General features: G+C 72.5%; 13 protein-coding genes. 9 read left to right on the top strand and 4 right to left on the bottom strand.

Going from position 1 to position 11,221, the window contains the following annotated elements:
- Positions 1–34: 34 nt before the first annotated feature.
- A complete protein-coding gene (locus ACFWVV_RS30830) occupies positions 35–541 on the bottom strand; it encodes a MarR family winged helix-turn-helix transcriptional regulator (protein ID WP_384345206.1) in 507 nt (168 codons plus the stop codon).
- A 116-nt stretch (positions 542–657) separates the two neighbouring features.
- On the opposite strand from ACFWVV_RS30830, the gene ACFWVV_RS30825 reads away from it, so the two are divergent.
- Together ACFWVV_RS30825 and ACFWVV_RS30820 are read left to right on the top strand one after the other, a co-directional pair.
- The gene (locus tag ACFWVV_RS30825; protein ID WP_384345203.1) at positions 658–1,269 is read left to right on the top strand and encodes a malonic semialdehyde reductase; all 612 of its coding nucleotides are present in this window, start codon (positions 658–660) and stop codon (positions 1,267–1,269) included.
- Between the two features lie 70 nt (positions 1,270–1,339).
- Positions 1,340–2,695: an MFS transporter gene (locus ACFWVV_RS30820; protein WP_384345200.1), complete on the top strand. Its 1,356-nt coding sequence runs from the start codon at positions 1,340–1,342 to the stop codon at positions 2,693–2,695.
- An 87-nt stretch (positions 2,696–2,782) separates the two neighbouring features.
- On the opposite strand, the gene ACFWVV_RS30815 is transcribed toward ACFWVV_RS30820, so the two are convergent.
- Positions 2,783–4,102, bottom strand: a complete 1,320-nt coding sequence (locus ACFWVV_RS30815) for an NAD(P)/FAD-dependent oxidoreductase (RefSeq protein ID WP_384345197.1) — start codon at positions 4,100–4,102, stop codon at positions 2,783–2,785.
- A gap of 222 nt (positions 4,103–4,324) precedes the next feature.
- A complete protein-coding gene (locus tag ACFWVV_RS30810; protein ID WP_384345195.1) occupies positions 4,325–4,606 on the bottom strand; it encodes a peptidylprolyl isomerase in 282 nt (93 codons plus the stop codon).
- A gap of 406 nt (positions 4,607–5,012) precedes the next feature.
- On the opposite strand from ACFWVV_RS30810, the gene ACFWVV_RS30805 reads away from it, so the two are divergent.
- Both ACFWVV_RS30805 and ACFWVV_RS30800 read left to right on the top strand, forming a co-directional pair.
- On the top strand, positions 5,013–6,062 hold the full coding sequence (locus ACFWVV_RS30805) for a hypothetical protein (protein ID WP_384345192.1): 1,050 nt from the start codon (positions 5,013–5,015) through the stop codon (positions 6,060–6,062).
- Positions 6,055–6,723 (top strand): class F sortase, encoded by a 669-nt coding sequence (locus ACFWVV_RS30800; protein WP_384345189.1) that lies wholly within the window; start codon positions 6,055–6,057, stop codon positions 6,721–6,723. The genes ACFWVV_RS30805 and ACFWVV_RS30800 overlap by 8 nt, the downstream gene beginning before the upstream one ends.
- A gap of 164 nt (positions 6,724–6,887) precedes the next feature.
- Here the strand turns inward: ACFWVV_RS30800 and ACFWVV_RS30795 are convergent, their stop codons facing one another.
- Positions 6,888–7,295 carry an ATP-binding protein gene (locus ACFWVV_RS30795; protein WP_384345186.1) on the bottom strand — a complete coding sequence of 136 codons (408 nt, stop codon included), beginning with the start codon at positions 7,293–7,295 and terminating at the stop codon, positions 6,888–6,890.
- 387 nt (positions 7,296–7,682) lie between these two features.
- On the opposite strand from ACFWVV_RS30795, the gene ACFWVV_RS30790 reads away from it, so the two are divergent.
- The 5 genes from ACFWVV_RS30790 to ACFWVV_RS30770 all read left to right on the top strand — a co-directional run bounded on the left by ACFWVV_RS30790 (position 7,683) and on the right by ACFWVV_RS30770 (position 11,219).
- On the top strand, positions 7,683–8,018 hold the full coding sequence (locus ACFWVV_RS30790) for an STAS domain-containing protein (RefSeq protein ID WP_384345183.1): 336 nt from the start codon (positions 7,683–7,685) through the stop codon (positions 8,016–8,018).
- A complete protein-coding gene (locus ACFWVV_RS30785; RefSeq protein WP_384345180.1) occupies positions 8,018–8,701 on the top strand; it encodes a response regulator transcription factor in 684 nt (227 codons plus the stop codon). Before ACFWVV_RS30790 ends, ACFWVV_RS30785 begins: the two co-directional genes overlap by 1 nt.
- Entirely contained in the window at positions 8,698–9,951 is a 1,254-nt protein-coding gene (locus ACFWVV_RS30780) for a PAS domain S-box protein (RefSeq protein ID WP_384345178.1), read from the top strand. The genes ACFWVV_RS30785 and ACFWVV_RS30780 overlap by 4 nt, the downstream gene beginning before the upstream one ends.
- Entirely contained in the window at positions 9,948–10,373 is a 426-nt protein-coding gene (locus ACFWVV_RS30775) for a response regulator transcription factor (protein ID WP_384345175.1), read from the top strand. Before ACFWVV_RS30780 ends, ACFWVV_RS30775 begins: the two co-directional genes overlap by 4 nt.
- A 150-nt stretch (positions 10,374–10,523) precedes the next feature.
- A complete protein-coding gene (locus ACFWVV_RS30770; protein WP_384345552.1) occupies positions 10,524–11,219 on the top strand; it encodes a HEAT repeat domain-containing protein in 696 nt (231 codons plus the stop codon).
- Positions 11,220–11,221 lie beyond the last annotated feature (2 nt).

The following is an 11,221-nucleotide window of genomic DNA, read 5'->3' as shown; positions in this document are numbered from 1 at the left end:
CGGAGGACCTCGGTGGCCGGGCGCGGTCGAGAGGTTACTTGATGGTGGTGTCGCCCAGCGTCTCCAGTACCTCCCGTAGCTGGTCCGCCGCCTTGCGGACCAGTTCGCGGTCCACGCCGTCGAGCAGTTGCGCGTAGTTCGACAGGTGGCCGGCGAAGGCCGCGCGGGTCACCTCGTGCCCGTGCTCGGTGAGGCGGATCTTGACCGTGCGCCGGTCCTCGCCGTCCCGTACCCGCTCGACCAGGCCCTTGGCCTCCATCTTGTCGATGCGGTTGGTGATGGCGCCCGAGGTCACCATGGACGCCTTGATGAAGGCGCCCGCGGTGAGGGCGTAGGGCGGTCCCGAACGCTGGAGCGTGGTGAGGACGTCGAACTCACCGCGCTCCACGCCGTAGGTGGCGGCCACCGCCTTGGCGGACTTCTCCACCACCTGGCCCAGCCGCTGCACCCGGGCGAAGAGCTGGACGGGCCAGAGCTCCTCCGCCAGGTCGGGGCGCTCGGCGACCCACTGCCCGATGATCGCGTCCACGGCATCGCTCATCGCCGCACTCCTCTCAATGGCTACCTTCTCAACGTTAAGACACTTGACGTTGAGAGGGTCGGCTGCTTTTATCTCAACGTTGAGATTATCAAGGCTGAACGACAGGAGCACCCGCCGTGTCCGAGAACACCCTCCCGGCCCCCCTCGCCCTCCACCCCGAGGCCCAGGACCTCCTCTTCCGCGAGGCCCGCACCGCGAACACGTTCACCGACGAGCCGGTGACCGAGGAGCAGGTCCAGGCCGTCTACGACTTGATCAAGTACGCCCCCACCGCCTACAACCAGTCCCCGCTGCGGATCCTCCTGGTCCGCTCCGCGGACGCCCGCGCGCGGCTCGTGACACACATGGCCGAGGGCAACCGCCCGAAGACCGCGACCGCGCCCCTGGTCGCGGTACTCGCCGCCGACAACGAGTTCCACGAGGAACTCCCGGCGCTCCTTCCGCACTTCCCGCAGGCGGGTGAACTGATCTTCGCGGAGCGCCCGGTCCGCGAGGAGTCGGCGCTCGTCAACGCCACGCTCCAGGCCGCGTACTTCATCCTCGGGGTGCGGGCGGCGGGACTGGCCGCAGGGCCGATGACCGGATTCGACTTCGCGGGCGTGCAGAAGGAGTTCCTGGACGACGACCACACCCCGCTGATGGTCGTGAACATCGGCCGCCCCGGCCCCGACGCCTGGTACCCGCGCTCGCCGCGCCTCGCGTACGAAAAGGCCGTCACCACTCTCTGACGCCGCCCCGCACCCCTTCTGCCCCTGCGGACTGCCCCCGCCACTTCGGCCCCACCTCTCGGAGCATGTCATGCCCCTGCCCACCGGAACCCGCACCCGTACTCGAACCCGTACCCGCACCCCCTCGCGTACCCGCGCCCGCAACGGCCCCGGCACCATCACCGGCACCGACGCAGGCCGGACCTCGGCGGCTCCGGCTCCGGCCTCGGCCGCGGATCCCACTGCGGCTCCGGCCCCGGCCGCCTCCACCCGTGCCCACCAAGTCCCGGTCGGGTGGCTGGCGTTGCTGGCCACTCCGGTGGCCGCGAGCGCCAACAGCCCGGTACTGATACTCCCCGACATGGCCGGCGCGCTCGGCGTCCGTACCGCCACGGCGACCTGGCTCGTCACGGCCTTCGCGTGGGCGATGGCCGTCGGCACCCCGCTGATGGCCGCACTGCTGCGCCGCCGGGGTCTGGGCAGTGTGCTCCGGCTCAGCACCGCCCTGATCGTGGCCGGCACCGCGGCCGTCGCGCTGGCGCCCTGGCTGCCGCTGGCGATGGCGGGCCGGGTGGCCCAGGCGGCGGGCGGCGCGGGTCTGGTCACCGTGGCGATGAGCCTGGCCGGGACGGTGCGCAGGATGGGCGTCATCACGGCCGGGTTCGGCACCCTGGGTGCGGTCGGCCCGCTGCTCGGCTCGACGCTCGCGGGCGCTCTCTCCTGGCGGGCGTCCCTCGCCGTCGGTGTCCTCGCCCTGTTCGCCCTCCCCGCGATCGGCCGCTGCGCCGATCTGTCCGCGCCGCCCCGGGCCACTCCCTTCGACGGCCGGGGAGCCACGCTGCTGGTCCTGCTGGCCACAGCCCTGGTGCTCGTTCCGCGCCACCCGCTCCAGGCGGTGGCGGCCGCGCTGGTGGCAACGCTACTGCTGGCCCTGCACGTGCGCACCCGGCCCACGGGCTTCGTCCCGGCGGCCCTGCTGCGCACCCGGTCGTTCGTCCTGTACACCCTGCTGGCCTGCGCGTTGGCCACCTCGTACTTCACCCTGCTGTTCACGGTCCCGCAGCTGCTGCGCGACCGTACCGACTGGTCCACTTCCGCCATCGGCACCGGCCAGCTCGTCGCCCTCCTCGCGGGCTCGGCGCTGTCCATGGTGCTGGCGGCGGCCTCGGCCCGGCTGGGCCGGCGCGGCGTCCTGACGATCCTGCTCACGGCCGGCACCCTGGCCCCGCTCACCGCGGTGACCATCCCGTGGCCGCCCGTGCTCCTGCTGGTCGCCCTGCTGGCAGTCTTCGCGACCAGCGCGGGAATGGCGACCCTCTCGGTGTACGGCACCCAGGCCGCCCCGGACGCCCAACGGCCCACGGCAATGGGGCTGTTCAACCTCTGTTACCAGCTGGGCGGCGCCTTCGGCCCGGCCGTCGCGGCCCTGATCACCCTGGGTGCGTGAAGCGTCCCCCCGGGCCCCTTGCGCCAGATGCCTGAAGCGTCTCCCGGGGCCCTCACCCCACGTGCCTGAAGCGTCTCCCGGTGCCCCTCACCCCAGGTGCGTGAAGCGCCCCGGCGACCTCGCCCAGCGAGAGCCACGTGCGACACGGGCCGTCGGCCGGGTACTCCCGCGGTGCCTGAGGTTGACCGCCGAGGCCTTGGCCAGTGCCACGGGGTTCAGGAAGCGCGGAGGGCCGATCAGCCGCGAAGCGAACAGATGCATGTGACGGGCCAGCGACGCGTCACGCGTCGCCGCCGAGAACATCAGCCGTTCCACCGGGTTGAACGGACGGGACTTGGCGAAGTCCGCGGCCAGGTACTGGTGGCCGCGCAGCCGGCGGCGGTGCCGGCGCGCGTACAGCGCGAGCGCGCCGTCGAGGTCGCCCCTTCCGGCCGCGGCCGGAGCGACCGTCTCGGCCAGCCACTGCGCGGACTGCAGGGCCCACGCGCAGCCCACCCCCCACAGCGGGTCACCGGTCAGGGCGGCGTCACCGATCAGCGCGAGCCCCGGCGCAGTCGGCTCGCGGCTGAGCAGCGGGTAGTTGACGGTTCCGACGATCTTCGTGATGCGCTCGGCGGAGTCGATCGGCGGCGCTTCGGGCAGAGCCCGGACGAACGCGGTGAAGCTGCCCTCCAGATCCGCCCGGAAGGCCGGCAGCCACTTCTTGTCGGGGAGTACCGCGACGACCGTCACCCCGTCGTCGTTGGGGAAGGCGTACGCCATGTCGGGTTCGAGGAACCAGGTGTGGCTGTTCCCCTCCGGGAGAGGCAGGCCGCGGAAGTGCGCGAGATAGCCGAACCGGGCGTTCTCGTAACTCCGCACGGGCACCCCGGCGAACTTCGCCACCGCCGAGTCCTTGCCGTCGGCACCGACCACCAGCCGGGCCCGGATCTCCCGCTCGCCCCGCGGTGTCGAGGTGCGCACCCCCACGGTCCGCCCGGCTGCCCGCAGCAGCCCGGTCACCTGGTGGCCGAGGAGCAGGTCCACCCCGGGGGTGCCGGCCGCCCGGGATCTGATCAGCGGGTCGAGGGTGCTGCGCCGGATGTTGTACCCGTACGGGAGTGCGGGTCCCGCGGGAGCGGCCCGTGGCTCGATCCAGCCCCAACGGGTGTACCAGCGGGCCTTGTTGTGCACCGCGCCGGCCTCTTCGAGGGCGGGTACGAGGCCCAGCTCGCGCAGCACCGGGTAGCCGCCGGCCTGGAGGGAGTGGGTGCAGAGCACCTTGTACGCCTCGGGGTCCGAGTGGCGCTCCAGCAGGGCGACGCGGGCACCGCGCCGGGCGAGCAGGATCGCCGCCGCACTGCCGGCGAGGCTGGCCCCGCTGATGACGACGTCGTAGTCGTACCCCGCGCTCTCAGGCTTCGGCATGCGCTGAGTGCCCCCTTTCGTCCTACGCCCCCGAAAGGAGTCTTCCCCGCGACGGCCCCCGCTAGTGACGAATCCGCCCCACGATCGAACGAATCCGCACAGGGGCCGGCCGGCTGTTTCGGGGTGCGGTTCCAGGAGGGGCGGCATGGGGCGAAAGGCTTCGGCGCCCTCATGCAGAACGGGGCCGCGTCATGACGACACGGCCCCGTTCTGCGTCCGGGTTCAGTCCTCGCGGTTCGTGACTTCCACGAGGTGCGAGCCGAACTGGGTCTTCACCGGGCCCTGGACCACGCCGACGGGGGCCGAGAAGACGACCTGGTCGAACTCGGGGACCATCTGTCCCGGGCCGAACGTGCCCAGGTTGCCGCCGTCGCTGGAGGAGGGGCACGTGGAGTGCTTCCTGGCGAGGTCGGCGAAGTCGGCGCCGTCCTCGATCTGCTGCTTGAGGTCCAAGGCCGCGGCCTCGGAGTTGACCAGGATGTGGCGAGCGGAAGCCCTAGCCATGTCGTGACGTCCTTTCGGGTACGAGTCGATGCCGTCGAGGATCGCGTACCCGGGCGACTCCGCCGGAGACGAGTGCCACCGGCCGGGCCCCGGTACGGATCCACGCGCCGCCTCCGTAGCTCAGGCATGCGCCGAACCACACTCTCACGGATGATCACCGACGCAGGTCCGCCCCCGTCCGACGGGCCCACCCCCGGGACCAAAGCACCTAAAAGACGCGCAATGGGCATCTCTTGCGGGCGCCAAAAATGGCTGGTGGGAGGCGGTGGAGAGGGGTGGGACCTTCGGCAGGGCCTCTGATTCCTCGGAAAAATTCGTCCCGCGCCATCGAAACCATTCGCCGACCCGGCTCCTCATAGAGGGCGTAACGGGCAAAGTGTCCGAACCCCCCGAGGAGGTTTCACTCATGCGCAAGGCATTCACCCTCTCCGCCATAGCCGTCGCCGCCACCGTGGCGATGGCCGCGCCCGCCACCGCTTTCGCCTCGGACTCCGGGACGCCCCCGACCGCCGTTTCGGCCACACCGTCGGCTCCGTCGCCCGCCCCCGCCACGGACACGCCGTCGGTTCCGGCCACGGACACGCCGTCGGCCCTGGCCACGGACACCCCGACGGCGGACCCGACCGCCTCCGACAAGGCAGAGGCCCCGGCGGTGACGGTCACCTCGTCGCCGAAGGACCGGACGGGCTACGCCGCCGGCGAGCGCGTCACGTTCACGGTCACGGCGCCCAGCGCTGCGAAGGTGACCGCCACCTCCGACGCTCTCGGCGGCATCCGCCTCACCTCGTCCGCCCCCGCCGGCGGACACACCCTCTACCAGGGCACCGGCACGGTGAAGTCCGGCTTCGGCATCGGCACCGCCCACCTGAAGGCCACCGCCGACTACGGCGACACCGGCGCCCAGGGCTCCGCCGCCTTCTCCGTGAACACCACCACCCGGCCGACCCCCACCCCGCCGGCCCCGGCCAAGGCCTCGATGACCCTGTCCACCGACGGCGGCAAGCCGGGCGACAAGGTCGCGGTCACGATCACGAGCGGCAACCTCAAGGGCAACGCCACGGTGAAGTCCGGAGCCTTCACCGGCACGGTCAACCTGGAGCGCGACCCCCAGCACGAGGGCACCTGGCACGGCCGGGCCACCGTCTCCGCTCACACCAAGAGCGGTTACTACGGCGTCGAAGGCTACGTCGGCAGCACCAGGATCGACACCGTGAAGTTCGGAGTCGACGCGGGCAGCGCCGCCCCCACGAACAACAAGCACCACACCGCCACGCACACCCACAACGTCAAGCCCCTCCAGCCCCACCAGTACAGGATCCCCAAGGGCTCCGTGCAGACCGGCATGGCCCCGGCGGCCGCCGACAGCGGGGCCGACACCGGTCTCATCGCCGTCACCGCCCTCGGAGCGTCGGCCCTGATCGGCACGCTCGCCCTGCGCCGCCGCAGCGATGGCTGAGGCGACCGTGGTCCGCACCGAGGCGACCGCGGTCCGCGGGGACGGCGCGCGCCTGCGGCGCACGACCACCCTGGCAACGGTCGCGGCACTCGCCGCGGCCGTCACGGTGGGCTGCTCGGCGTCGTCCGCGGCAGGGCCCGCGGCACACGACGGCAGACACGGCGCGGTGACCCGGACCGTGCCCGTTGCCGCCATCGCCCCCTCGGTCCCGGACCGCATCGCGGTCCCCGGCATCGAGGTCGACGCCGCGGTCGCCTCGGTGGGCCTCGACGGCAAGGGGGAGATGGAGACCCCGCCGATGGACAGGCCGATGGAGGCCAGCTGGTACCGGCAGGGTCCGACCCCCGGTGAGCGGGGGGCCGCCGTGATCGTGGGACACATGGACACGCCGGAGACGGAGAAGGCCGTCTTCCACGATCTCAAGGACCTCAGGAAGCGCGACGAGATCAAGGTGCACCGTCGGGACGGGGCCACCGCGGTGTTCGCGGTCGACTCGGTCGAGACCTTCAAGAAGGACAGCTTCCCGACGGACAAGGTCTACAACAGGACCGACAAGGCGGAGCTGCACCTGATCACCTGTGGCGGTTCGCTCACCCCGAACCGCCACTGGGACTCGAACGTCGTCGTCTTCGCCCACCTCACGGGCGAGGTCAAGGCGTAGCCGGGGACGGAGAGGCGCGCCGTTCGCGGCGCGTGGGTGCGGACCCCGCCGCGACAGCGGTGGGGCCCGCACCCACGGTCGTCCCCGATGGCACCCCGCTCGCGGCAGGGCCAGGTCCATCCCGCGCACCGCGGGCTCCGCACGGGGGCCGTACGCCGCCTGCGCTACCAGGCCAGCTCGGCGCGGACCGTCTTGCCCTCCCCGTCCGGGGTGACGTCCACCCGGCGGGACAGGCGCTGGACGATGGGCCAGCCGTGTCCGCCGGTCAGGTCGGGGACGCGGGAGTGCGGCGGGCGGGGCTCGCGGTCCCGTACGCCGACGAGGACCCCGCCGGGCGCCAGGCCCAGCTCCAGGACGAGCGGGCCAGGAGCATGGCGGACGGCATTGGTCACCAGCTCGGAGACGACCAGCAGCACGTCGTCGTGGAAGGTGGGGCCGGCCTGCGGGGCGTGGCGCGCGAGGAAGGCGTCGGCCGCTGCGCGCGCTTCGGCGATGCAGCCCGGCGTGCCGTCGAAGTCCCTGCGCACCTCCGCGGCGGGCGCGGGGAGCGGACCAGCAGGCGGGAGATCCATGCCCACTCTCTTTCCACTGGATGCTCACCGCTCGGGTGCCCCGCCGAAGTCCGGCACCGCGTCGCGCTGTCGGGGGGTCCAGTCCTCTGGTGTTCCCGTAACAGCAGAGTACCCAGCCGGTCGGAAATCTTCAGTGGTTCGTGCCGCCCCTCCTCCCCCCCTGCGAGTCCGCCGCGAGCGCGCCGCCCTTTTCCCTGCTGGCGCGCTCCCGCCGAGGCGTGCCCGTCCACGCGTACACCTGTGCGTGCCGGTGCCCCGTTCGGGCGAGCGGGTTCTCAACTAGTGCAGATTCACTACTATGTCCTGGTGTCTGTTGCCCAGGCGTGAGGTTGTTCCGTGCAGGAGGTCGGTCCGTGCAGCAGGTTGTTCCATGAGGGAGGACGTCACGTGACCGGCCCCCTGTTCCAGGTCCACCGCAAGGACGCGGACCGCCTCCGGCTCGTCGGCGCACTGGACTTGAGCGGCGCCGCCCCTGTGCGTGCGGCGGTCGCCGACTGCTTCGCCCGCAGGCCCGACCGGGTGGTGGTCGAGCTCTGGGACCTGCGGTTCTGCGACTGCGCGGGGCTCAACGCGCTGCTGGAAGCCAAGGCCACAGCCGATATGCTGGGCGCCGAGCTGCGTGTGGAGGGGGCCCGCGCGCAGGTCGCCCGTCTGTTCGCCCTCACGGGCGCCGACGAAGTATTCGCCAACAGCGTCCCGCGTCTACCGCCGAGGACCGTTTGATGCCTTCGACCCCCCAGATCACACCGGACTCCGTGCCCTGCACCGCCGGTGGACGCATCACCATCCTGCTCGTCGAGGACCACGACATGGTCGCCGAAGCGCTCCGGCTGGCCATGGACCGTACCGAGGACCTGCAGGTGGTCGGCCGCAGTCGGTCCGTGCAGGAGGCCCTGGCCGACGCGGCCCGGCTGCGGCCCGCGGTGGTGGTGCTGGACCGGCGGCTGCCGGACGGTGACGGCATCGCCGCCATCGCCCGCCTGCGGGCCGCCGCCCCGGGCAGCCGGGTACTGGTACTGACCGGCGAGGGGACCCCGGCGGTGGCCGCCGACGTGGCCGAGGCCGGCGGCTCGGGGCTCATCCTCAAAGTCGGCAACCTGGCGGAGCTCCAGGACGGCGTACGCCTGGTGGCGGCCGGCGAAGTGGCCTTCAGCAAGGGGCTGCTCGACGGGGCGCTGGACCGGCTGACCGGCCGCAGCACCGGCCTCGGCGCCACCCTCACCCCGCGCGAGCGCGAGACCCTCGCCCTGCTCGGCGACGGCCTGGGCACCGCCGGCATCAGCGAGCGGCTCGGCGTCGCGGTCAACACCACCAGGAACCACATTCAGCGGGTCCTGGAGAAGCTGGGTGCCCGCTCCCAGCTGGAAGCGGTCGCCGTGGCCCGCCGCGAGGGGCTGCTCCGATGACCGGCACCAGTACTTCCGTTCCGCCCGGAGGGCCGGGACCGGGGACCGGGGACCGGGGGACGGCCCTGGGAACCGGAGAACGAGGGGCAGCCCCGGCGACCGGGGACGGGGCAGAGCACGGCGCCCTGGCCCCCACCGAGACGGCGTTCACCCTGCTGGTCACGAGCGTCGTCGACTACGGCATCTTCATGCTCGACCCCGGCGGCCACGTGTCCACCTGGAACGCCGGCGCCGAGCGGATCAAGGGCTACAGCGCCACCGACATCATCGGCAAGCACTTCTCGGTCTTCTACCCGCCCGAGGACATCGCGGCCCGCAAGCCCCACCTGGAACTGGACGCGGCCGTCGCCGAGGGCAGACTGGAGGACGAGGGCTGGCGCCTGCGCAAGGACGGCACCCGGTTCTGGGCCAATGTGGTGATCACCCCCCTCTTCGGCGAGGACGGCGAACTGCGCGGCTTCGGCAAGGTCACCCGCGACATGAGCGAGCGCCGCGCCGCCGAACAGGCGCTCAGCGAGCGCCGCCGGCTGTTCACCCACCTGGTGCAGGCACAGGAGCTGGAACGCCGGCGCATCGCCTGGGACGTGCACGACGACTCCATCCAGGCGATGGTCGCGGTCGGCATGCGGCTGCAACTCCTCGCGGACCGGGCCGAGGAACCGTACGCGCGCGAACTCACCCGGCTCGACGTGTCGGTGCGCGAGGCGGTGGACCGGCTGCGCAGTCTCACCTTCCGGCTCCAGCCGCCCGGCATCGACCGGCACGGCCTCATCGATTCCCTGGCCCAGCACCTCGACGACGTGGTGCGCGGCAACTGGGGTCTCGAAGCGGTGCTGGAGCACAATCTGGAGAAGGAACCGGCCCCCGAGACCGCGATCACCATCTTCCGCGTCGTGCAGGAGGCGCTGCTCAACGTGCGCAAGCACGCCCACGCCCGCGCGGTGAAGGTCGGCGTCACCACCGAGGGCACGGGCCTGCTGATCCGGGTCACGGACGACGGCACCGGACGCCCGGCGGCACCCCGCAAGGCGGGCGAGCACTTCGGGCTGATCGAGATGCGGGAACGGGCCGAGACCGCAGGCGGCTGGTGGACACTGCGCAGCGAACCCGGCACCGGTACCACCGTGGAGTTCTGGGTGCCCGACCTGCCGACCGGTGAGCTGGACGAACCGCTGCCCGGCCCGCACCACGGGCGGCCCCCGCACCACAGCCCGCCGGACGCCAGGAACGCCTCCCAGGAGCACCCGTGAGCACGACCCCTGAGGCCGAGGACGGCCTGAAGGTACTCATCTGCGACGACAACGACATGCTGCGCACCGCACTGGCGGAAGTCATCGGCGCCCAGCCCGACCTCGTCCTGGCCGGCAGCGCGGCCGACGCCGACGAGGCGATCCGGCTCGCCACCGCCGAACGGCCGCACGTCGTGGTCCTCGACGTACGTTTCCCCGGCGGCGGCCGGTACACCGCCGGGCAGATCATCCGCACCGTCCCCGGCGTGCGCGTCCTGGCGTTCTCCGCGTACGGCGACCCCGGCCCGCGCGCCGAGATGGCCGCGGCAGGCGTCTCGCGCTACCTGGTCAAGGGCATCACCAACGCCCATCTGCTGGCCGAGATCCGGGCCCTGGGCACCGAAGCGCTCACGGCCACGGCGGTCGACGGCACGCCCGTTTGACCTTGACACGGTGACAAGGTCTTCACTGCGGGGCAGGAGGTGGTCACGATGACGATCACACCGCAGGACGCGGACAGGGCCCGGCAGGACGGCGTACGGCAGGACGCCCTACGGCAGACCACGGCACAGCAGGGCGACGTAGCGCAGACCATGGCGGGGCAGGACGACGTACGGCAGACCACGGTGCGGCAGGACCCCGACACGGCACGAGGGCTTCGGGGGCTGGCGGACAGCCGTTCCTCGGTGCGGCTGCGCGCCGCGCTGGCGGCCGGCACGGCTCCCGACCCGCGCTACGTCGACACACTTGTCGAACGATCCGCGGTCGAGCCCGAGTTCTTCGTCCGCGACATGCTGACGTGGGCACTCACCCGCCACCCCGTCTCCATGACGGTGCCCAGGCTGCTCGACGAGGTCCGCTCGGGAAGCGCCCGGGCCCGGAGCCAGGCGCTGCACACCCTGTCCAAGATCGGCGACCGTACGGCGTGGCCCGCGATCACCCGGGCGCTGCTGACCGACCCGGACGACGACGTGGCCCGCAGCGCCTGGCGGGCGGCCGTCGTGCTGGTGCCGGAGGGTCAGGAGGCCGCGCTGGCCGGGGTGCTGGCGACCCAGCTGGGACGCGGCGGGCGCGAGACCCAGCTGAGCCTCGGCCGGGCGATGGCCGCCCTCGGCGAAGCGAGCGTGCCGGTCCTGCTCGCCGTGCCGCCCACGGCCGCTCCCGGCATCCGCGCGCACGCGCTCGCCGTCCGGCAGCTGCTGCGCGACCCCGACACCGGATTCGCGTACGCCATCGAGGAGGCCAAGCGTGTCGTGGCCCTCGGCACACAGGACGCGGACGGACGGTAGAG

Origin of the sequence: Streptomyces sp. NPDC058663 (genome assembly GCF_042716745.1) — a bacterium.
Classification (GTDB): domain Bacteria; phylum Actinomycetota; class Actinomycetes; order Streptomycetales; family Streptomycetaceae; genus Streptomyces.
Note: the sequence above shows the minus strand (reverse complement) of the source record. Positions and strands in the feature narration are given on the sequence as shown.

Coding starts and splice junctions, on each gene's coding strand:
- ACFWVV_RS30830 (WP_384345206.1), bottom strand. CDS start 541: ATGAGCGATGCCGTGGACGCGATCATCGGGCAGTGGGTCGCCGAGCGC.
- ACFWVV_RS30820 (WP_384345200.1), top strand. CDS start 1,340: ATGCCCCTGCCCACCGGAACCCGCACCCGTACTCGAACCCGTACCCGC.
- ACFWVV_RS30815 (WP_384345197.1), bottom strand. CDS start 4,102: ATGCCGAAGCCTGAGAGCGCGGGGTACGACTACGACGTCGTCATCAGC.
- ACFWVV_RS30810 (WP_384345195.1), bottom strand. CDS start 4,606: ATGGCTAGGGCTTCCGCTCGCCACATCCTGGTCAACTCCGAGGCCGCG.
- ACFWVV_RS30805 (WP_384345192.1), top strand. CDS start 5,013: ATGCGCAAGGCATTCACCCTCTCCGCCATAGCCGTCGCCGCCACCGTG.
- ACFWVV_RS30800 (WP_384345189.1), top strand. CDS start 6,055: ATGGCTGAGGCGACCGTGGTCCGCACCGAGGCGACCGCGGTCCGCGGG.
- ACFWVV_RS30795 (WP_384345186.1), bottom strand. CDS start 7,295: ATGGATCTCCCGCCTGCTGGTCCGCTCCCCGCGCCCGCCGCGGAGGTG.
- ACFWVV_RS30785 (WP_384345180.1), top strand. CDS start 8,018: ATGCCTTCGACCCCCCAGATCACACCGGACTCCGTGCCCTGCACCGCC.
- ACFWVV_RS30780 (WP_384345178.1), top strand. CDS start 8,698: ATGACCGGCACCAGTACTTCCGTTCCGCCCGGAGGGCCGGGACCGGGG.
- ACFWVV_RS30770 (WP_384345552.1), top strand. CDS start 10,524: ATGGCGGGGCAGGACGACGTACGGCAGACCACGGTGCGGCAGGACCCC.